Source organism: Klenkia taihuensis, assembly GCF_900112525.1.
Lineage (GTDB): Bacteria > Actinomycetota > Actinomycetes > Mycobacteriales > Geodermatophilaceae > Klenkia > Klenkia taihuensis.
Genome location: NZ_FOMD01000002.1, coordinates 236,998 through 255,758, shown reverse-complemented (window position 1 = coordinate 255,758; position 18,761 = coordinate 236,998). Strand labels below are relative to the sequence as shown.

The following is an 18,761-nucleotide window of genomic DNA, read 5'->3' as shown; positions in this document are numbered from 1 at the left end:
ACGATGCCCTACCGGCACGCCGGGCACCAGGGCACGCTGGGCGCCGTGGGCAGCGACGTCGTCGTCGTCGAGTTCGACGTGACCGGACCGGTCGTCGAGTGGCGCGGACCCGCGCCCCACCACTTCCTCGAGGTGACCGGGGAGCCGGCCGACCTGGTGCACGACGTCGCCCGCCGGGTGACCTACGGCTGGGGCATGGTCCCGGTGCGCGTCCGCGTCGGCGCGACCACGTCGACCACCGCGCTGTGGCCCAGGGACGGCGGCTACGTCGTCCCGCTGAAGCTGGCCCTCCGACGGGCGGAGGGCATCGACCTGGGGGACGTGGTCACCGCGCACGTCGAGGTGCAGGGGTGAGCCCCCTCGGCGCGGGGCAGACCACGGGCATGACCGTCACCGTCGTCGCCACCATCACGCCCAAGCCCGACCGCTTCGACGCCGTCCGCGAGGCGTTCGTGCAGGCCATCCCGGCCGTCCACGAGGAGGCCGGCTGCGAGCTGTACGCGCTGCACGAGGGCGGTGGGGTGCTGGTCATGGTCGAGCGCTGGTCCGACGGCGCGGCCCTGGAGGCGCACGGCGCCGGGACGACGTTCAACCAGCTCAGCGAGGGCGTCAAGGACGACCTGGCCGAGCCGCTCAAGGTGCACGTGCTGCAGGCCGTCCCGGCCGGGGACGACGCCAAGGGCACGATCAGCTGAGCCGCAGCTCCAGGAACCGGTTGTCCGGCCCGGCCACGTAGTCCCCGAACGGGCCCCGGTCGGTGAACCCGGCCCGCCGGTAGAGCGCGACGGCGGGGGCGAAGGGCGGGGCGGTGCCGGTCTCCAGCACCACCCGGTCCAGCCCCCGCCCCCGCGCGGCGGCCAGGGCGTGCTCCAGCAGCGCGGCGGCGACCCCGCGGCGCAGGTGGTCCGGGTGGGTGCGCATCGACTTCAGCTCGCCGGCCGCCGAGAGGGCGACCATCCCGGCGAGCGCATCGCCGTCCCACGCCGTCCAGACCGTCATGCCCGGGCCGGTCAGGCCGGTGAGGTCGAGGGCGTAGGACGTCCCGGGCGGCGAGTCGGCCAGCATCGACCCGACGTGCAGCGCGACCAGGTCACGGACGCGGGGGTCGGAGGACTTGCCCGACCCGCCGGTCCCGGTGATGCCCAGGACCGGGACGCGAGGTCGTCGGGGCGGATGGTCAGACGGCTGGTCAGACGGCCTGGCAGGTCGGGCACCAGAACAGGTTCCTGCCCACCATCTCCTCGGTGCGCACGGGGGTGCCGCACAACCGGCACGGCTGCCCGGCCCGCCGGTAGACGTAGTGCGCGTCGACCCGGCTGGCCGCACCGCGCTTGCGGGTGCGGTCCTCGGGCCGGGTGGTGACGATCCGCCCGGCCCGCACGCCGGCGCGCAGCAGCACGACCAGGTCGGCCCACACCGCGTCCCACTCCGCCTCGGTGAGGGCCTTGCCGGGCCGGAAGGGCGAGATGCCGTGCCGGAAGAGCACCTCGGCGCGGTAGACGTTGCCGACCCCGGCGAGCACGGACTGGTCCATCAGCAGCGCGCCGACCGCCTGCCGGGACCGGCTGATCCGCGCCCATGCCCGGCCCGGGTCCGACCTCCGCAGCGGGTCGGGGCCGAGCCGGTCGAGGATCAGCTGCACCTCGCCGTCGGTGATGAGCTCGCAGGCGGTGGGGCCGCGCAGGTCGGTCCAGACACCCTCGCCGTCCTCCCCGGGCCCCTCCCAGCGCATCCGCAGCGCGCCGCGCGGCTCGGGCGGCAGGCCGGTGCCGGTCGTGTACTTCCCGTAGAGCCCCAGGTGCACGTGCACCACGTCGGGGCCGAAGACGGCGAACAGGTGCTTGCCGTAGGAGGTCACCTCGTCGAGCACGCGGCCGTCGACCAGCTCGGCCTCGGCGGCGAACCGGCCCTGCGGGCTGGTCACGTGCACCTCGCGGCCGGCGAACCTCCCGTGCTGCTCACGGGCCAGGCGGAACAGGGTGTGGCCCTCAGGCACCGGCGATCACCCGCTGATCCTGCCCCGGGTGCAGGATCGCCGCATGACCGTGACCCCTGCCCTGGCCCGCCGCGCCTGGGGGACCCTGGAGACCCTGCACGTCACCGGGTTCTTCGCCCCCGAGGTGGCCGCGGCCTACGAGCGGTTCGGCGTGCCGGCCACCCGCGCCGGCTACTTCGCCGCCCGGGCCTCGGCGTTCGGCCCGTGCCGGCCCGAGCTCGTCGTCGCCACGTTCTACGTCTTCGCCCCGCGGCTGGTGCACGCCGCCGTCCCCGCGGTGTGGGACGCCGCAGCGCCCGAGGAGTGGGCGGCCGCCCGCCGCGAGGCGGTAGCGACCCGGCTGCACGACGTGCTGGGCGAGCCGGACGTCGCCGAGGCGGTGGACCTGGCCCGCGAGGCCTGCGCCGGGCTGACGCCGGCGGGCCGGCCGGTCCACGCCGCGTGGTCGGCGGTCCCGTGGCCCGAGGACCCGCTGCTGCAGCTGTGGCACGCCGGCCTGCTGCTGCGCGAGCACCGCGGCGACGGGCACGTCGCCGCGCTGCAGACCTCCGGGCTGGACCCGGTCGAGGCGCTGGTCACCGGCGGGCTCGCGTCGGGGTCGGTGGACTTCGTGCGCTCCACCCGCGGCTGGACCGACGCCGAGTGGGACGCCGGGGTGCAGCGGCTCCGGCTGCGCGGCCTGGTGGACGACGACGGGCTGACGCAGGCCGGCCGCGACCTGCGCGACGACGTCGAGACCGTCACCGACCTGCTCGCGACCGAGGGCTGGGCGCACCTGGGCCCGCAGAAGGTGGAGCGGCTGGTCGAGCTGGTGACGCCGCTGCGGCAGCGCATGCTGGACTCGGGCACCCTGCCGGACTGGATCCGCAGCCGCGGCTGAGCGCCCCGGCGCGCACTGGGGCACGCTGGGGTGGTGACGACCGATCCGTGCGCGGGGGGCTCCGCGGCCCGCACCGCCGGTGAGGCGATGGTGCGCGCCCCCAAGACCTGCGGCGTCGGCACCACCACCGGGCAGGCGCGGGCGTTCTTCGCCGACGACCACGTGCACGCGCTGCTGGTGGTCGACGGCGTCCGGCTGGTCGCCGTCGTCGAGCGCGACGACCTGGCCGGCCCGGACCAGCAGCCGGTGGAGGAGCTCGGCCGCCTCGAGGGCCGCACCGTGCCGCCGTCCGAGCCGGTGCAGGTCGTGGCGGCGCGGTTGCGGGCCGAGGGCCGGCGGCGCACCGCGGTGGTCGACGACACGGGCCGGCTGCTCGGCCTGCTGTGCTTCAAGCGCAGCGGCCGCGGCTTCTGCACCGACGCCGACGTCGCCGCCCGCGCCGCCGACCGGGACCTGCTGCCGGCCTAGCGGCCCCGCGCCTTGGCGTAGCGGTCGAGGGCGACCTCGCGCTCGTGCTTGTGGTCCACGATCCGCTCCGGGTAGCCCTCGGGCAGGCCGTCGGCGACGTCCCACGGCTCGTGCACCTTCTTGCCCTCGATGCCGCGCAGCTCGGGGACGTAGCGGCGCACGTAGTCGCCGTCCGGGTCGAACTTCTGGCCCTGGCTGACCGGGTTGAAGACGCGGAAGTAGGGCGCGGCGTCGGTGCCGGTGCCGGCGACCCACTGCCAGCCGTGGTTGTTGCTGGCCAGGTCGCCGTCGACCAGGTGCTGCATGAAGTACCGGGCGCCGCGGGTCCACTCCTGGTGCAGGTCCTTGACCAGGAAGCTGGCGGTGATCATCCGCATCCGGTTGTGCATCCAGCCCTCGGCCAGCAGCTGGCGCATCGCGGCGTCGACGACCGGGAAGCCGGTGCGGCCGGCGGCCCAGGCCTCGAAGTCCTCGTCGGCCTGCTCGCCGGTGGAGTAGGTCATCCCCTGCAGCTCGGGGTTGTAGTACTCGCGGGCGGTCTCGGGCCGGTGCCAGAGCACGTCGGCGTAGAAGTCCCGCCAGCACAGCTCGGTCGTGTAGGTCTCCACGCCCTTGCCGACCTTCCCGGAGTCGGCGATGTCCTTGAGCAGGGTGCGCGGGTGCACGGTGCCGAAGTGCAGGTGCGCCGACATCCTGCTGGTGGTGTCCAGGTCGGGCCGGTTGCGCTCCTCGTCGTAGCCCTCGATCCGGTCGTCGAGGAAGGCCTTCCAGCGCCGGTGCGCCGCGGCCTCACCCGGCTCGAGCACCTCGGTGTCGCCGAGGTCGGGTGCCTCGGGCAGGTCCTCGCCGTCGGCGCGGGCCCAGCTCACCTTCCGGGGGCGGGCCGCCGGGTCGTGCCAGCCGTGGTCGCGCCACCGGCGGGAGAAGGGGGTGAACACCTTGAAGGGGGTGCCGTCGTCCTTGGTGATCGTGCCCGGGGCGACGGCGTACGGGGAGCCGGTGCGCACCAGCGCGGCGTCGTCGCCGAGCGCCTTCTCCACCGCGGCGTCGCGCTGCCGGCCGTAGGGCCCGGTGTCCCCGGCGATGTGCACCGTGTCGGCGCCGACCTCGCGGGCGAGGGCGGGGACGACGTCCTGGGGCGTGCCGTGCCGGACGACCAGCCGGCCGTCGGTGGCCTCGTGCAGCTCGGCCAGGCAGCCGGCCAGGAAGTGCCTGCGGGGGTCGCCGGACTTCTCCCAGATCGCCGGGTCGAGCACGAAGAGGGGGAGCACGTCGCCGGCCTCGCGGGCGGCGAGCAGCGCAGGGTTGTCGCCCAGGCGCAGGTCACGGCGGAACCAGTGGATGGCGGTCGGCACCGCCCGAACCTACGGATTCTGCGAGGTCAGCGCGCGGTGAGCGGCAGGCCGAAGTGCGGCCGGTCGTCGGGGCGCACCAGGTCGTGGTCGGCCGGGTGCTGCTGCAGGTAGTGCCGGACGAAGGAGCAGTAGGGCAGCACCGACAGGCCGCGCTCGCGGGCGCTGGCGAGGACCGCGGCCACGAGGACCGTGCCCAGCCCCCGGCCGGCGACGGCGGGGGACACCTCGGTGTGCGGGAGCGTCATCACGTCGTCGTCGACGTGGTAGCTCGCCATGCCGACGACCTGGCCGTCGACGCTGATCTCGAAACGCCCGCGGGACGGGGCGTCCTCCACGTGCACCTGCTGCGTGCTGCTCATCGTGCTGATCCCACCTCCTGCCCGGCTCCGCTGCCGGGACCTGGAGCCCGCGCTCGACTCCGGACAGACAAGGTAACCGCTTCGTCTCGTTTCCGCTTCCACCCAGGACCACGATCCTGCTCCTCCGGGGGTTCCCGGACGGCGGCGACGCGCCCGCTAACCTCGACCCGCACCCGGGCCCCCGTAGCTCAGGGGATAGAGCGACGGTTTCCTAAACCGCAGGCCGCAGGTTCGAATCCTGCCGGGGGCACCTCAGGCGGCCCGCTGCACCTCGAACCGGTGCCCGCGCGCCGCGGCCCGGCGGGCGCACTGGTCCAGCGCGAGCCGCGCCCCCGGCGGCCAGGAGGCCACCCGCGCGGCGTCGACGACCACGTCGCCGCGGAACACCGCCAGCCGCAGCTGGCGCAGCACCCGGGCGATCTCCGCCCCGTCCGTCCCGTTGTCCATGCCGTCGATCCTGGCGACGGCGGCGTCCCCGCACATCGGCCCGGGGTCCCATCCGTGCCTCCACCCGGAGGTGGACCTACGTCTGCAGGAGTACGCCGCGCGGGCCGAGGTGACGCCGCGGGGGCGACGACGGCGGGCCCGGCGCGCAGCAGGCTGGACGCCATGATCGAGCTGCAGGGGTTGACCAAGCGCTACGGCGAGCGACTCGCCGTCGACGACGTCACGGTGACGGTCCGGCCGGGCGTCGTCACCGGGTTCCTGGGCCCCAACGGCGCCGGGAAGTCCACGACCATGCGGATGGTGCTGGGCCTGGACCGGCCCACCGCCGGCACCGCGCTGGTGAACGGCCGGCCCTACGCCGAGCACCGGGACCCGCTCCGCGAGGTCGGCGCGCTGCTGGAGGCCCGGGCGCTGCACCCCGGCCGCACCGCCCGCGCCCACCTGCAGGCACTGGCCGCCACGGCCGGCCTGCCCCGGGCCCGGGTCGACACCGTGCTGGAGCTCGCCGGGCTCACGGCGGTGGCCGGCAAGCGGGTCGGCGGGTTCTCCCTCGGCATGGGCCAGCGGCTCGGCGTGGCCACCGCGCTGCTCGGGGACCCGGCCACCGTCGTGCTCGACGAGCCGGTCAACGGCCTGGACCCCGACGGCGTGCTGTGGATCCGCACCCTCGCCCGCCGGCTGGCCGCCGAGGGCCGCACCGTCTTCTTCTCCTCCCACCTGATGGCCGAGATGGCGGTGACCGCCGACCACCTGGTCGTGATGGGCCGGGGCCGGCTGGTCGCCGACGTGCCCACCGGCGAGTTCATCCGCCGGGCCGGGGGCGACGGCGTCCGCGTGCGCAGCCCGCGGGCCGGCGAGCTCGCCGGGCTGCTCACCGGACCCGACGTCGTCGTCGAGTCCGCCGAGCGCGGCGTGCTGCTGGTCCGCGGCGTGCCGGCGGAGGTCGTCGGCGACCGGGCCGCGGAGGCCGGCATCGCACTGCACGAGCTCACCCCCGTCCAGGCCTCCCTCGAGGAGGCGTTCATGGCGCTCACCGCCGACGAGCGCGAGTACCGCACCGAGGAGCAGCCGGCATGACCACCACCCTGGAGCACACCGCGACCACGACCGGTCTCCTGCGGGGGGAGTGGGTGAAGGCCCGCTCGCTGCGCTCCACCTGGTACGTGCTGGGCGGCTCGCTGGTCGGGATGGTGCTGCTCGGCCTGCTGTTCACCAGCACCGCCGACACCGGCGGGCCCAGCGGGAGCGGCGGGGGCCCGCCCGGCGTCGACTTCGCCCAGCCCCTGACCCTCGCGCTGGCCGGCTACAACCTGGCGCAGCTGGCGATGGGCGTGCTCGGCGTCCTGCTGGTCACCGGCGAGTACACGTCCGGCACCATCCGCAGCACCTTCGCCGCCGCCCCGCGCCGCTGGCCGGTCGTGGCGGCCAAGGCCGCCGTCCTCGGCGCCCTGGTGCTGGTCGTCGCCGCGGCCGGTGCGCTCGCCGCCTACGCCGTCGGCTCGGCCGTCGTCGACGGCATGCCGGGCCTGGCCGAGGACGGCGTCCTGCGGGTGGTGCTGGGGACGGCGCTCTACCTCACCGCGATCACCCTGCTCGGCTCCGCGCTGGGCTGGCTGCTGCGCTCCACGGCCGGCGCCGTCGCGACGCTGTTCGGGCTCGTCTTCCTGCTGCCGGTCCTCGGCGGGCTGCTGCCCGGCGACTGGGGCCCGGACGTGGTGCGCTGGCTGCCCAGCTCGGCCGGCGGCAGCCTGCTGCGGCTGACCACCACCGCCGACCAGTTCGCACCCTGGACGGGGTTCGCCGTGCTGCTGGGCTACGTCGCGGTCGGGCTGGCCGCCGCGGTGTGGCGGCTGCGCACCCGCGACGCCTGAGCGTGGACGATGACCGGCATGACCACGTCGGCCCGCCTGCGCCTCGTCGCGCCGGTGGCCGTGCTGGCGGTGCTCTCGCTGGGCCCGGTGGTCAGGCTCGGCGGGCTCTCGGCCGGCGCGGTGCTGGTCTCGCTGCTGCTGTGGTCGACCGCGCTGGCCCGCCACCGCGCCCCGTTCCCGGCGTTGGTCGTCGCCGTCGTCGTCCTGGGCGCGTGGTGGGCCGGTCACGGCCTGGAGCCCCAGCGGCTGCTGCCGGCCGGGGCGGTCACGCTGTGGCTGCTGGCCTGGGTGGCCGACCGCCGTCCGGCCCGGGAGGTGGTCGCCGCGACCGCCGTCGTCGCGCTGGTGCCGGTGACCCTGGCGGTGCTGGGCCTGCTCGGCCGGCCCGGCGGCGAGGCCGTCGTCCCGATCAGCGCGGCGACCGTGGTGGCCGTGGTCGTCGGGCGCAACCGGCGCACCCGCCGCTCGCTGGTCCGGGCGCTGGAGGACCGCGCGCTGCGTGCCGAGCGGGAGCGGGACGCCGGGGCCCGCGCCGCCGTCGCCGAGGAGCGGACCCGGATCGCCCGGGAGGTGCACGACGTCGTGGCGCACAACATCTCGGTGATGACCGCGCTGGCCGACGGCGCCGGCTACGCCATCGACACCGCGCCGGAGAGGGCCCGCGCCGCCATGGGCCAGGTCGCGGCCACCGGGCGGGAGGCGATCACCGAGATGCACCGGCTGCTCGGTGTGCTGCGCGGCGACGACGAGCACGGAGCGCCGGCCCCCGCGCCGGGGCTGGCCCAGCTCGACGCCCTGGTGGAGCAGGTCCGCGCGGCGGGCCTGCCCGTCGTGCTCACCGTCGGGGGCACGCCGTCCCCGCTCCCGGCCACCGCGCAGCTGGCCGTGCACCGCCTGGTGCAGGAGGCGCTCACCAACACGCTCACCCACGCCGACGGCGCCCGCTGCGCCCGGGTCGCGCTGGAGTGGACCGCCGACCGGCTGCAGGTCGAGGTCACCGACGACGGCCGCGGCACCCGGCCCCGCGACCCCGACCGCCCGCCCGGGCACGGCCTGGTCGGCATGCGGGAGCGGTTCGGCGCGTGGGGCGGCACGGTGGAGACCGGTCCGGCGGACGGCGGCTGGCGCGTGCGCGGGGTGCTGCCGCTGGCTCCGGTGCCCGGGAGCGGGGTGCACGCATGACCACGGTGCTGCTCGTGGACGACGAGCCGCTGGTGCGGGTCGGCTTCGGGATGGTGCTGGACAGCCAGCCCGACCTGCAGGTGGTCGGCCAGGCCGGGGACGGCGCCGAGGCGGTCGCGCTGGCGCGGGAGCTGCGGCCCGACGTGGTGGTGATGGACGTGCGGATGCCCGTGCTGGACGGCGTCGGGGCCACCGCGCAGATCGTCGCCGCGGGCCTGCCCAGCCGGGTGCTGGTGCTGACCACGTTCGACCTGGACGAGCACGCCTTCGCCGCGCTGCGCGCCGGGGCCAGCGGCTTCCTGCTCAAGAACACCCAGCCGGCCGACCTGCTCGCCGCCATCCGCACGGTCGCCGCCGGCGACGCGGTGGTCTCCCCGCGGGTCACCCGGCGGCTGCTGGAGACCTTCGCCGGCCGGCTGCCCGACCCCGCCGCGCGGGACGCCCGGCTGGACCCCCTCACCGACCGGGAGCGGGAGGTGCTCGCCCTGGTGGCCCGCGGCTGGTCCAACGCCGAGGTGGCCGCCGAACTGGTGCTCTCCGAGCTCACCGTGAAGACCCACGTCGGCCGGATCCTGGGCAAGACCGGCCTGCGCGACCGCACCCAGGCCGCGGTGCTGGCCTACGAGACCGGCCTCGTCCGCCCCGAGGGCGGCTGACCGGCCGCGATCAGCGGTGCGGTCCGCCCGGGCCACGGCCCGGCCCGCCCGGACCGGGTCCGCCGCCGGGTCCGCCCGGGGCGCCGTGGTCGGCCCCGGCCGGGCCCGACCCGCCGGGTGCCGGCCCGCCGGGTGCCGGCCCGCCGGGTGCCTGGCCACCGGGCCCGCCACCACTAGGTCCGCCACCACCAGGTCCGCCGCCACCCGGCGGGGTGCTCCCCGGGCCGGCTGCGTGCCCCCCACCCGGGCCGCCGTCCCCGGGTGCGCTGCCCGCGCCCGGCCCGGCGGGGACCGGTGCACCGCCGACGGGACCGCCGGCACCGCTGGAGGTCGGGGCGGACGTCGCCGCCCCCGTCCCGGTGGCCGGGACCGCGGGGTCCGCCACGGGTGTGCTCGTGACCGCCCGCGGGACGACGCCGCGCTGCGCGGCGGGCGCCGGGACCACCTCCGCCGCCGCGGGGACCACCTCGGCCGCCGCGGGGACCACGTCCGCCGCGGGGACGACCTCCGCGGTCGGGGACAGCTGCGGGGCGTCGGCGGGCGCGGCATGCTCGCCGCGCACCTCGGCGGGGCCCGGGACGGCGGCCCCGGCCGCGGCGCCCGGCGTGGCGGCCGGGCCGGCGCCGGTGGCGCCCGCCAGCAGCAGGACGACGCCGGTGATGCCCGCTGCCCCCGCTGCACGGGAGCCCCGCGCGCGCTTGCGGCGGACCGGCGGCCGGGGAGGGCGCGGGTCGGGCACCGGCGGCGGTGCGAGGACGGGGAACTCCCCGACCAGCTGCTCGAAACCCACCACGGCGGGGCGTCGTGCGTCGTCGACCACCGTGGGCATCCCCGTCCGTCCGCGATCCCGGACGGGACCGGCGCCACCCTGACCCGCGCCGGTCGCCCGTGGGCGGTCCCGGTGCGCGAGCGGCCCGCCGTCCTCGTGCGCCCTCACCCAGCGTGGTCGTGCGGCGGCGGTGGTCGGGCTGCCGGGGCCGGGTGCACCGGTTACGTTCGGCCACGACAGCGACCCGCAGCTCGCCGGCGCCGCCTGCCACGAGCCCACCCGGACGAGGAGCACCGTGGCCCGCAGCGTGTACGTCGCCTCCGTCGAGGGCCACTCCGGCAAGTCGATCGTGGCCCTCGGCCTGCTGCACACCCTGACCCGCGAGGTCGGCCGGGTGGGCGTCTTCCGGCCGATCGCCCGCGGCGCCACCGACCCGGTGCTGGACACCCTGCTCGCCCGGGCCACCGCCGAGGTCGGGTTCGCCGAGGCCGTGGGCGTCACCTACGACGACGTCCACGCCGACGGCGACGCCGCGCTGGCCCGCATCGTGGAGCGCTACAAGGCGGTCGAGGCCCGCTGCGACGCCGTCGTCGTGGTCGGCTCGGACTTCACCGACGTCTCCTCGCCCACCGAGCTGTCCTTCAACGCCCGGATCGCGGCCAACCTGGGCACCCCGGTCGTCCTCGTGCTGGGCGGCCGCGACCCGGCGGGCGCCGAGCAGCTCGGCCAGGCCCCGGCCCGCAGCCCGGGGACCCTCGCCGCGGTCGCCGAGCCGGCGCTGCGGGAGCTGGCCGCCGAGCACGCCGCCGTGGTCGCGGTGGTGCTCAACCGCGCCGACCCGGACCGGCTCACCGAGGGCGTCGCCGCGGTGCAGGCGGTCACCGACCGGCCGGTGTGGGCCATCCCCGAGGAGCCGGTGCTCATCGCGCCGACCTTCGCCACGGTCGCGGCCGCCGTCGACGGGGAGCTGGTGGCCGGCGACCCGTCCCTGATGGACCGTGAGGCCATGGGCGTCGTGGTGGCGGCGATGTCGATGGTCAACGTGCTGCCGCGACTGCTGGAGGGCTCGGTCGTCGTCGTCCCCGGCGACCGGCCGGACGTCGTCCTGGCGGTGATGACCGCGCACGCAGCCGGCACCTACCCCTCGCCGACCGGCATCCTGCTCAACGGCGGCATCGACCTGCCCGAGCCGGTGCTGCAGCTGATCGCGGGGCTGGGCAGCTCGCTGCCGATCGTGCGCACGCCGCTGGGGACCTTCGACACCACCGCCCGGGTCATCCACACCCGCGGCCTCATCGCCTCGGACTCCCCGCGCAAGGCCGAGCGGTCCATCGCCCTGTTCGACGAGGCGGTCGACACCCGTCAGCTGCTCGACGGCCTGGACGTCGGCCCCTCGACCGTGGTGACCCCGCTGATGTTCGAGCACCTGCTCACCGAGCGGGCGCGGGCGGCCGACCAGCACGTCGTGCTGCCCGAGGGGGACGACGACCGGGTGCTGCGCGCGGCGTCGACCGTGCTGGCCCGGCGGATCGCCCGGCTGACCATCCTCGGCGACGAGGCGAAGGTGCGCGGCCGGGCCTCCGAGCTGGGTCTGGACATCGCCGCCGCCGACGTCGTGGACCCCTTCGACGAGCAGCTGCGCACCCGCTTCGCGCAGGAGTACGCCGCGCTGCGCGCCCACCGCGGGGTGACCGTCGAGGCGGCCTACGACGTCGTCCCCGACGTGTCGTACTTCGGCACGCTGATGGTGCACCTGGGCCTGGTCGGCGGCATGGTCTCCGGCGCCGCGCACACCACCGCGCACACCATCCGGCCGGCGTTCGAGGTCATCCGCACCCGGCCCGGCGTCTCGGTGGTCTCCAGCGTCTTCCTCATGGCGCTGGCCGACCGCGTGCTGGTCTACGGCGACTGCGCGGTCAACCCGCTGCCCGACGCCGCGCAGCTGGCCGACATCGCGATCTCCTCGGCGGCCACCGCGGCCGAGTTCGGCATCGAGCCGCGGGTGGCGATGCTGTCCTACTCCACCGGGACGTCGGGCTCGGGCGCCGACGTGGACAAGGTGCGCGAGGCGACCCGGCTGGTCCGCGAGCGCGCCCCGGAGCTGGTCGTCGACGGCCCGATGCAGTACGACGCCGCCGCCGACCCCGAGGTGGGTGCCGCGAAGATGCCCGGGTCCGCGGTGGCCGGGCGGGCCACGGTGTTCGTCTTCCCCGACCTGAACACCGGCAACAACACCTACAAGGCGGTGCAGCGCTCGGCCGGCGCGGTGGCCATCGGGCCGGTGCTGCAGGGGCTGAACAAGCCGGTCAACGACCTGTCCCGGGGGGCCACCGTGCGCGACATCGTCAACACCATCGCCATCACCGCGGTGCAGGCGGCGGGCCGGTGACCACCGTCCTGGTGGTCAACAGCGGGTCCTCCTCGCTGAAGTACCAGCTGCTGGACGACGCCGAGCAGGTGCTGGCCTCGGGCCTGGTCGAGCGGATCGGCGGTGCGGGCTCCATCCGGCACCGCGGCCCGGGCGGCGAGGTGACCGTCGACGCCGACGTCCCCGACCACCGGGCGGCGCTGGCGCTGATGATGCGCACCTGCACCGAGCACGGCCCGCAGCTCGCACCCGACGTCGTCGGCCACCGGGTGGTGCACGGCGGGGCCCGGTTCAGCGCGCCGGTGGTGGTCGACGACGAGGTCGAGGCCGCGGTCGAGGAGCTCGCGACGCTGGCCCCGCTGCACAACCCGCCCGGGCTGCTCGGCATCCGCGCCGCCCGGGCGACGTTCCCCGGCGTGCCGCAGGTCGCGGTCTTCGACACCGCCTTCCACGCGACCATCCCGCCGGAGGCCAGCACCTACGCCATCGACGCCGGCCTCGCCGCCGAGCGGGGCATCCGGCGGTACGGCTTCCACGGCACCTCGCACGAGTACGTCTCGCAGGAGGCGGCCCGGTTCCTCGGCCACGCCGGCCGGTTCGTGGTGCTGCACCTGGGCAACGGCGCCTCGGCCTGCGCGGTCTCCGGCGGCCGGTCGGTGGCCACCTCGATGGGCCTGACCCCGCTCGAGGGCCTGGTCATGGGCACCCGCGGCGGCGACCTGGACCCCGGCGCGCTGCTGCACCTGCTGCGCACCGGCATGTCCGTCGATGAGGTGGACACGCTGCTCAACCGGCGCAGCGGCCTGGCCGGGCTCACCGGCACCGGCGACCTGCGCGACGTGCTGGCCGCCGCCGAGGGCGGGGACGAGCGCGCCGAGCTGGCCCTCGACGTCTACGCGCACCGCATCCGGGGCTACGTCGGCGCCTACCTGGCGCACCTGGGCGGGCTGGACGCGCTGGTGTTCACCGCCGGGGTGGGCGAGAACAGCCCCGAGGTGCGGGCCCGGGTGGTCGAGGGCCTGGGCCACCTGGGCCCGACCCTGGACCCGGCCCGCAACGAGGCACGCGGGCGCGGCGCACGGCTGGTCAGCCCGGACGACGCAGCCGTGCCGGTGCTCGTCGTCCCCACCGACGAGGAGCTGCAGATCGCCCGGCACGCCCTGGCGGTCACCGCGGGATGACCCGGGCGCGCGACGGCGCGTGCACCGCCCGGGCAGACTGGGCGGCATGGGTCAGGTCGTCGCCACCGCAGAGCACGTCGTCGCAGCCCCCGCCGAGCAGGTGCGGGCCGCCCTCGCCGACTACGCCGGCACCCGGCAGCGGATCGCCGGGCCGCAGTTCAGCGACTACCGCGTCGAGGCGGGCGGCCAGGGCGGGGGCACCCGGGTGCACTGGCGGTTCGCCGCCACCCAGAAGCGTGTCCGCGACCAGCTCGTCGCCGTCACCGACGGGCCCGACGGCCTGGTCGAGCGCGACCAGAACTCCTCCATGGTCACGACCTGGACCGTGCACCCGGCCGACGCCGGCGCCGCCACCGTGCGGGTGCGCACCACCTGGGACGGCGCCTCGGGCATCGGCGGGTTCTTCGAGCGCACCTTCGCGCCCAAGGGCCTGGCGCGCACCTACACGGGCATGCTCGAGCGGCTGGACGCAGAGCTGCGCTGAAACGGGGACCATGGGTGGGGTGACCGCACCGCTCACCGTCGTCCCCGAGCTGGAGGACCTCGCCCGGCTGGTCGGCAACGGCAACGCCGTCGTCCTCTCGGGGGCCGGCCTGTCCACCGACTCCGGCATCCCCGACTACCGCGGGGCCACCGGCTCGCTGCGCCGGCACACCCCGATGACCTGGCAGACCTTCACCCGCGACCCCCGTGGCCGGCACCGGTACTGGGCGCGCAGCTTCGTCGGCTGGCGGCAGATCGCCGGCGCCCGGCCCAACCCCGGCCACCGCGCCGTCGCCGCCCTCCAGGACGCCGGCCTGGTCGGCGGCATCATCACGCAGAACGTCGACGGGCTGCACCAGGCCGGTGGCGCCACCGACGTGCTGGAGCTGCACGGCGGGCTGGACCGCACCGTCTGCCTGCAGTGCGGGGACGTCGCCCCCCGCGCCGAGCTCGACCTGCGGCTGCGCGAGGTCAACCCCGGCTTCCGGCCCGAGCCGGTCGACGACGAGGTCAACCCCGACGGCGACGTCGAGCTGCCGGAGGAGGCCCTCGACGGGTTCGTCATGGTCGACTGCCTGGCCTGCGGCGGCGGCCCGCTCAAGCCCGACGTGGTCTTCTTCGGCGAGACCGTGCCGCCCGAGCGGGTGGCCGCGGCGTACGCCACCGTCTGCTCGGCCCGCTCGCTGGTCGTGCTGGGCTCCTCGTTGACCGTGATGAGCGGCTACCGGTTCGTGCTGCGCGCGGAGAAGGAGGGCATCCCGGTGGCCATCGTCAACTGCGGGCCCACCCGGGGGGACGAGAAGGCCGACGTCCGCGTCGACGCCCCGCTGGGTGCGGTGCTGCCGGCACTGGTGGACCGGCTGGCGCGGTGACCCGCCGGGAGGTCGAGCGGACCGACGACGGGCGGTGGATCGTGGTCGACGGCCGCCGCTGGCGGGCGCAGGACCCGCAGCTGCCCGACGACGTGCGGGAGCGGCTGCTGCACCACCTCGGCGTCGGCCGCAGCGGGGTGCGCGCGGCCAAGGGCGACGACGCCGCGGTGGCCGCGGCCCGCGCCCGGGTGCAGCTGGCCAAGACCGGTCTGGGCGAGCGCGGCACCGCGTGGTGGGAGCAGAGCGACGACGAGCGCCGGGACCGCTGGGAGTCCGCGCTCGCCGCGCTGGACGAGCGCGGCTGACCCAGACTGGACCCGGTGCAGACCTTCCTCCCCGTCGCCGACTTCGCCGGCAGCGCCCGCCTCCTGGACGCCCCGCGCCTGGGCAAGCAGCGGGTCGAGACGCTGCAGGTCCTGCGCGCGCTGGAGCTGCCCGACTACGGCTGGACGACGCACCCGGCCGTCGTGATGTGGCGCGGCCGCACCCCGGCGCTGGTCCGCTACGGCCTGGACATGGCCGCCGAGTGGGTGGCCCGCGGGTTCGCCGACTCGACCGCCGCGCAGATCGAGGAGTTCGCGCCCGGGGTGGGCAGCCAGGCCGAGCTCGGCGCCGCCGGGCTGCTGCCGAGCTGGCTGGGCGACGAGGCGGTGCACCTCTCGCACCGGTCCAAGCTGCTGGCCAAGGAGCCGGCCACCTACCGCAGCCTGTTCGCCGGCGACCCCGACGACCTGGACTACGTCTGGCCGCCCGCCGACGACGTGCCGCCCACGCCGGCGCCTGCGGGCCGGCCGGTGTGGGTGGTCCGGCCGCGGGCGCACCCGGAGCTGGGTGCCGCGCTGGCCACCGGCGTCGTGGGACTGGGCACGCAGTCCGGGGTGGACGTCGACGCCACCGGGCTGGAGCTGCCGGCGCTGCGCGCACTGGCGCACGAGCTCACCGGCAAGCGGCCGGCCAAGGACCTGCGCCAGCTGGCCACCTTCCTCGACGAGGTGCGGCCCGGTGACGCGGTCGCGGTGCCGGTGGGGGGCGGATCGGGGCTCCTGCTCGGCGAGGTGACCGGCGACTACGCCTACGCCGGCCGGGAGCTGCTGCCGCACCGCCGTCCGGCCCGGTTCGAGCGGGTCGTGCCGCGCTCGGCCGTGCGCCCGCCGGCCACCATGCAGGACCCGCGCGCGCTGTTCCGGGTGGTGCTCGACCCCGCCGCCTGACTCACCCCATCGTCTTGGCCCCGTCGATCCCCTCGCGGACGACGTCGGCATGGCCCGAGTGCTGGGCGATCTCGGCCAGCAGGTGCACCAGCACCTTGCGGCGCGACCAGCGGGCGCCGGGCGGGAACCAGGGCGCGGTGGGCAGCGCGACGTCGGTGTCGAGGTCGTCGAAGGAGCGCACCAGCTCCTCGGTGGCGGCGGCGACCTCGTCGAGCTCGGCCAGCACGCCGGCCAGCGTCTCGTCGGGGCCGAGCACGAACTGGGCCTCGAACGCGCTGTCGGGCAGGTCGTGCGCGGCGGCCCCGCGCACCAGGAAGTCGGTCCAGATGCGCTCCTGGGCGACGCAGTGCTTGATGGTGCCGCCGACGGTGAGCTCGCTGGCGCCGGTGCGCAGCCGGGCCTGGTCGTCGGTCAGCCCGTCGGCGGTGCGCCGCAGGAAGAAGCGGTGCTCGGCCAGGGTGCCGAGCAGGTCGTCGCGTTCACGGTCGAGGGTCACGGCTGCCTCCGGTGCTGTCGGGTGCGGTGATCGTGGCACCGGGGTCCGACAGTGCGAGGTCAGCCGGGCAGCGGCACGTTCTGCAGCCGGACCTGGCCGCGGGCGACGACCTTGCCGTCGTCGGCGCGGGTCAGCGTGACCAGCCACAGCTGCAGGGTGCGGCCCTGCTGCACCGGCTCGGCCAGGACGTCCAGCCGGCCCGACGTCACCGGGCGCAGGAAGTCGGTGGAGTTGTTGACCCCGACGGCGAACTGGCCGCGGTCGGCCACCGCGACGCTGGCGCCGATGCTGGCCGCGGACTCGATCGCGGTGCAGTAGACGCCGCCGTGCACCACGCCCCACGGGGTGTGCTGGTCCGGGCCCAGCTCGAGGGTGCCGGTGACCCGGGTGCCGGTCATCTCGTCGGGGGTGAAGCCGCTCGCGGCGAGGAAGGCGCTCGCGGGGGCGCCGAGGTCGGGGGCGCTCACAGCGGTGCGTCCCAGACGAGGCAGAACGGGTGGCCCACCGGGTCGGCGTAGACCCGGAAGTCGCCCCCGCCGCCGGGCAGCCGCCGGGCGCCGAGGGCCAGCGCGGCGGGCTCGGCGACGTCGATGTCGGCGACCCGGACGTCGAGGTGGGTCTGCTGGGGCCGGGCCGGGTCGGGCCAGTCCGGCGGCTGGAGGTCCGGGGCCTGCTGGAAGGCCAGCCGGTAGCCCTGCCCGGTGACGACGACCCAGTCGTCGCCGGGGTCGCCCTGCACCTGCATCCCCAGCAGCTCGCCGTAGAAGCAGGCCAGGGCGTGCGCGTCCGGGGCGTCGATGACGTAGGAGTGCAGCTGACCGATCACACCGCCATCCTGCCCGGGTCGGACCGGATCGGCTGGGGCACGATCGGGGGATGACCGCACCGCAGCTCGGCACGCTCGCCTGGGTCCCCGCCGCCGACCGCCCCGACCTGCTCGCCGACCCGGTCGCCGCCGCGCTGCCGGGCCTCACCGGCCCGGCGTGGGTGGCCGGGATCGACGACGACCTGGCCGACACCGCCGCGTTCGGCGAGGCCTACCAGGTGCCGGCCGCGGCCTCGGCCAACTGCGTGGTGGTCGCCGCCCGCCGGGGCGGGGAGACCACGCTGGCCGCCTGCCTGGTGCTGGCGACCACCCGGGCCGACGTCAACGGGCTGGTGCGCCGGCACCTGGGCGCGCGCAAGGCGTCCTTCGCGCCGCAGGACGTCGCGGTCGCCGAGAGCGGCATGGCCTACGGCGGGATCACCCCGGTGGGGTTGCCGCCGTCCTGGCCGGTGCTCGTCGACGCCGCCGTCGCCGCCGGGGAGCTGCTGGTGGTGGGGTCGGGCACCCGCGGCAGCAAGCTCGCCGTCCCCGGCTCGGTGCTGGCCGCGCTGCCCGGCGCGGAGGTGCTCGAGGGGTTGGGCCAGCCGGTCGGGTGAGCGTCGGGGCTACCGTCGGGAGGATGAGCAGGGACCCCGACCTCGACCCCGCGCCGGCCCGCGGGCCGGGCGACGGCACGTCCTACCGCAAGCCGACCGCGCCGCCGTCGATGCGGCCCCGCCGTCGGGCGACGTCACCGGGCACGGGCGCACCGGCGGGTCCTGAGCCGACCGCGGAGACGCTGCCGGGCGCCGACGCCGGGTGGGGCGACCGGCAGCCGGCCGACGAGGACGAGCGCTACCTCGCCGACCGGCCGCCGCATTGGGGCAGCGACTAGAGCTGGCCGGGCAGGCTGGTGGTGCCGGGGCCGGCCGGGTCGTGGCCGGGACCCTGGCCCTGCTGCGCACGGAGCAGGTCGCGGATCTCGACCAGCAGCTCCACCTGGGTGGGGGCGACCGGGCCGGCCTCCTCGCCGCGCTTGCGCCGTTCGACGATCTTCTTCATCGGCAGCACCACGACGAAGTAGACGACCGCGGCGGTGAGCACGAAGGTGATCACCTGGTTGACGAACGCTGCCCAGGTGAAGGTCTGCCCGTTGACCTCGAAGGTGCCGCCCAGCTCGCCGCCGCCCCCGATGAGGCCGATGAGCGGCTCGAGGAACGACTCGGTGAACGAGGTGACCACGGCGGTGAACGCGGCGCCGATGACCACCGCGACCGCCAGGTCGACGACGTTCCCGCGGAGCAGGAAGTCCTTGAAGCCCTTGATCATGTCTGTCCTCCGGTTGCTCGACGGTCACCCAGG

Annotated in this window: 26 protein-coding genes and 1 tRNA gene; 17 read left to right on the top strand and 10 right to left on the bottom strand. The window is 76.4% G+C overall.

The window, feature by feature from the left end; translation table 11 throughout:
* Positions 1 to 3 precede the first annotated feature (3 nt).
* Positions 4 to 354 (top strand): DUF1905 domain-containing protein, encoded by a 351-nt coding sequence (locus tag BM158_RS09160; RefSeq protein ID WP_091556961.1) that lies wholly within the window; start codon positions 4 to 6, stop codon positions 352 to 354.
* Complete coding sequence (locus tag BM158_RS09155) at positions 351 to 695, top strand: putative quinol monooxygenase (RefSeq protein WP_229827732.1); 345 nt, start codon at positions 351 to 353, stop codon at positions 693 to 695. Before BM158_RS09160 ends, BM158_RS09155 begins: the two co-directional genes overlap by 4 nt.
* Here the strand turns inward: BM158_RS09155 and BM158_RS09150 are convergent.
* Both BM158_RS09150 and BM158_RS09145 read right to left on the bottom strand, forming a co-directional pair.
* The gene (locus BM158_RS09150; RefSeq protein ID WP_091556957.1) at positions 688 to 1,065 is read right to left on the bottom strand and encodes a GNAT family N-acetyltransferase; all 378 of its coding nucleotides are present in this window, start codon (positions 1,063 to 1,065) and stop codon (positions 688 to 690) included. The genes BM158_RS09155 and BM158_RS09150 overlap by 8 nt on opposite strands.
* A gap of 124 nt (positions 1,066 to 1,189) precedes the next feature.
* The gene (locus BM158_RS09145; RefSeq protein ID WP_091556954.1) at positions 1,190 to 1,996 is read right to left on the bottom strand and encodes an Fpg/Nei family DNA glycosylase; all 807 of its coding nucleotides are present in this window, start codon (positions 1,994 to 1,996) and stop codon (positions 1,190 to 1,192) included.
* 43 nt (positions 1,997 to 2,039) lie between these two features.
* Between BM158_RS09145 and BM158_RS09140 the strand changes: the two genes are divergently transcribed.
* Both BM158_RS09140 and BM158_RS09135 read left to right on the top strand, forming a co-directional pair.
* On the top strand, positions 2,040 to 2,876 hold the full coding sequence (locus BM158_RS09140) for an SCO6745 family protein (RefSeq protein WP_091556951.1): 837 nt from the start codon (positions 2,040 to 2,042) through the stop codon (positions 2,874 to 2,876).
* Positions 2,877 to 2,909: 33 nt separating this feature from the next.
* Positions 2,910 to 3,344, top strand: a complete 435-nt coding sequence (locus BM158_RS09135; protein ID WP_131802004.1) for a CBS domain-containing protein — start codon at positions 2,910 to 2,912, stop codon at positions 3,342 to 3,344.
* Here the strand turns inward: BM158_RS09135 and BM158_RS09130 are convergent.
* Entirely contained in the window at positions 3,341 to 4,699 is a 1,359-nt protein-coding gene (locus BM158_RS09130; RefSeq protein WP_091556943.1) for a cryptochrome/photolyase family protein, read from the bottom strand. The genes BM158_RS09135 and BM158_RS09130 overlap by 4 nt on opposite strands.
* 26 nt (positions 4,700 to 4,725) lie before the next feature.
* Positions 4,726 to 5,058, bottom strand: coding sequence for a GNAT family N-acetyltransferase (locus BM158_RS09125; RefSeq protein ID WP_091556939.1), 333 nt, complete (start codon positions 5,056 to 5,058; stop codon positions 4,726 to 4,728).
* Positions 5,059 to 5,235: 177 nt separating this feature from the next.
* Here BM158_RS09125 and BM158_RS09120 point away from each other — a divergent pair.
* Positions 5,236 to 5,308 (top strand) — tRNA-Arg (locus BM158_RS09120).
* Between the two features lie 2 nt (positions 5,309 to 5,310).
* Here BM158_RS09120 and BM158_RS09115 read toward each other — a convergent pair.
* Positions 5,311 to 5,505 carry a hypothetical protein gene (locus BM158_RS09115; protein WP_131802003.1) on the bottom strand — a complete coding sequence of 65 codons (195 nt, stop codon included), beginning with the start codon at positions 5,503 to 5,505 and terminating at the stop codon, positions 5,311 to 5,313.
* Between the two features lie 162 nt (positions 5,506 to 5,667).
* On the opposite strand from BM158_RS09115, the gene BM158_RS09110 reads away from it, so the two are divergent.
* From BM158_RS09110 to BM158_RS09095, 4 genes are read left to right on the top strand one after another with little or no spacing between them, the layout of a single operon-like run.
* Positions 5,668 to 6,582, top strand: a complete 915-nt coding sequence (locus BM158_RS09110; RefSeq protein ID WP_091556932.1) for an ATP-binding cassette domain-containing protein — start codon at positions 5,668 to 5,670, stop codon at positions 6,580 to 6,582.
* Positions 6,579 to 7,376: an ABC transporter permease subunit gene (locus BM158_RS09105; RefSeq protein WP_091556928.1), complete on the top strand. Its 798-nt coding sequence runs from the start codon at positions 6,579 to 6,581 to the stop codon at positions 7,374 to 7,376. The genes BM158_RS09110 and BM158_RS09105 overlap by 4 nt, the downstream gene beginning before the upstream one ends.
* An 18-nt stretch (positions 7,377 to 7,394) precedes the next feature.
* A complete protein-coding gene (locus tag BM158_RS09100; RefSeq protein WP_165628876.1) occupies positions 7,395 to 8,558 on the top strand; it encodes a sensor histidine kinase in 1,164 nt (387 codons plus the stop codon).
* Positions 8,555 to 9,214, top strand: coding sequence for a response regulator (locus BM158_RS09095; RefSeq protein WP_091556923.1), 660 nt, complete (start codon positions 8,555 to 8,557; stop codon positions 9,212 to 9,214). Before BM158_RS09100 ends, BM158_RS09095 begins: the two co-directional genes overlap by 4 nt.
* Positions 9,215 to 9,224: 10 nt before the next feature.
* On the opposite strand, the gene BM158_RS09090 is transcribed toward BM158_RS09095, so the two are convergent.
* A complete protein-coding gene (locus BM158_RS09090) occupies positions 9,225 to 10,043 on the bottom strand; it encodes a hypothetical protein (protein ID WP_091556920.1) in 819 nt (272 codons plus the stop codon).
* Positions 10,044 to 10,278: 235 nt separating this feature from the next.
* Here BM158_RS09090 and pta point away from each other — a divergent pair, with 235 nt between their 5' ends.
* Genes pta through BM158_RS09060 form a run of 6 tightly spaced genes read left to right on the top strand, consistent with a single transcriptional unit; the run spans position 10,279 to position 16,098 of the window.
* Entirely contained in the window at positions 10,279 to 12,372 is a 2,094-nt protein-coding gene (pta, locus tag BM158_RS09085; RefSeq protein ID WP_091558613.1) for a phosphate acetyltransferase, read from the top strand.
* On the top strand, positions 12,369 to 13,532 hold the full coding sequence (locus BM158_RS09080) for an acetate/propionate family kinase (protein WP_091556917.1): 1,164 nt from the start codon (positions 12,369 to 12,371) through the stop codon (positions 13,530 to 13,532). Before pta ends, BM158_RS09080 begins: the two co-directional genes overlap by 4 nt.
* Before the next feature lie 46 nt (positions 13,533 to 13,578).
* The gene (locus BM158_RS09075; RefSeq protein WP_091556912.1) at positions 13,579 to 14,016 is read left to right on the top strand and encodes an SRPBCC family protein; all 438 of its coding nucleotides are present in this window, start codon (positions 13,579 to 13,581) and stop codon (positions 14,014 to 14,016) included.
* 10 nt (positions 14,017 to 14,026) lie between these two features.
* Positions 14,027 to 14,887, top strand: a complete 861-nt coding sequence (locus tag BM158_RS09070; RefSeq protein WP_091556895.1) for an NAD-dependent protein deacetylase — start codon at positions 14,027 to 14,029, stop codon at positions 14,885 to 14,887.
* Positions 14,884 to 15,192: a biopolymer transporter Tol gene (locus BM158_RS09065; protein ID WP_091556894.1), complete on the top strand. Its 309-nt coding sequence runs from the start codon at positions 14,884 to 14,886 to the stop codon at positions 15,190 to 15,192. The genes BM158_RS09070 and BM158_RS09065 overlap by 4 nt, the downstream gene beginning before the upstream one ends.
* Positions 15,193 to 15,207: 15 nt before the next feature.
* Positions 15,208 to 16,098: an MSMEG_6728 family protein gene (locus BM158_RS09060; RefSeq protein WP_091556892.1), complete on the top strand. Its 891-nt coding sequence runs from the start codon at positions 15,208 to 15,210 to the stop codon at positions 16,096 to 16,098.
* A gap of 1 nt (position 16,099) precedes the next feature.
* Here the strand turns inward: BM158_RS09060 and BM158_RS09055 are convergent, their stop codons facing one another.
* The 3 genes from BM158_RS09055 to BM158_RS09045 are packed head-to-tail and all read right to left on the bottom strand — an operon-like array spanning position 16,100 to position 17,420.
* Entirely contained in the window at positions 16,100 to 16,594 is a 495-nt protein-coding gene (locus BM158_RS09055; RefSeq protein ID WP_207506342.1) for a DinB family protein, read from the bottom strand.
* Between the two features lie 59 nt (positions 16,595 to 16,653).
* Positions 16,654 to 17,061, bottom strand: coding sequence for a PaaI family thioesterase (locus BM158_RS09050; RefSeq protein ID WP_229827734.1), 408 nt, complete (start codon positions 17,059 to 17,061; stop codon positions 16,654 to 16,656).
* Positions 17,058 to 17,420, bottom strand: coding sequence for a VOC family protein (locus BM158_RS09045; protein ID WP_091556889.1), 363 nt, complete (start codon positions 17,418 to 17,420; stop codon positions 17,058 to 17,060). Before BM158_RS09045 ends, BM158_RS09050 begins: the two co-directional genes overlap by 4 nt.
* A 50-nt stretch (positions 17,421 to 17,470) precedes the next feature.
* Between BM158_RS09045 and BM158_RS09040 the strand changes: the two genes are divergently transcribed.
* Both BM158_RS09040 and BM158_RS21755 read left to right on the top strand, forming a co-directional pair.
* Positions 17,471 to 18,016 carry a YbaK/EbsC family protein gene (locus BM158_RS09040; protein WP_091556885.1) on the top strand — a complete coding sequence of 182 codons (546 nt, stop codon included), beginning with the start codon at positions 17,471 to 17,473 and terminating at the stop codon, positions 18,014 to 18,016.
* A 23-nt stretch (positions 18,017 to 18,039) separates the two neighbouring features.
* On the top strand, positions 18,040 to 18,294 hold the full coding sequence (locus BM158_RS21755; protein ID WP_165628875.1) for a hypothetical protein: 255 nt from the start codon (positions 18,040 to 18,042) through the stop codon (positions 18,292 to 18,294).
* On the opposite strand, the gene mscL is transcribed toward BM158_RS21755, so the two are convergent.
* Positions 18,291 to 18,728 carry a large conductance mechanosensitive channel protein MscL gene (mscL, locus tag BM158_RS09030; protein ID WP_091556879.1) on the bottom strand — a complete coding sequence of 146 codons (438 nt, stop codon included), beginning with the start codon at positions 18,726 to 18,728 and terminating at the stop codon, positions 18,291 to 18,293. The genes BM158_RS21755 and mscL overlap by 4 nt on opposite strands.
* Between the last annotated feature and the right edge of the window lie 33 nt (positions 18,729 to 18,761).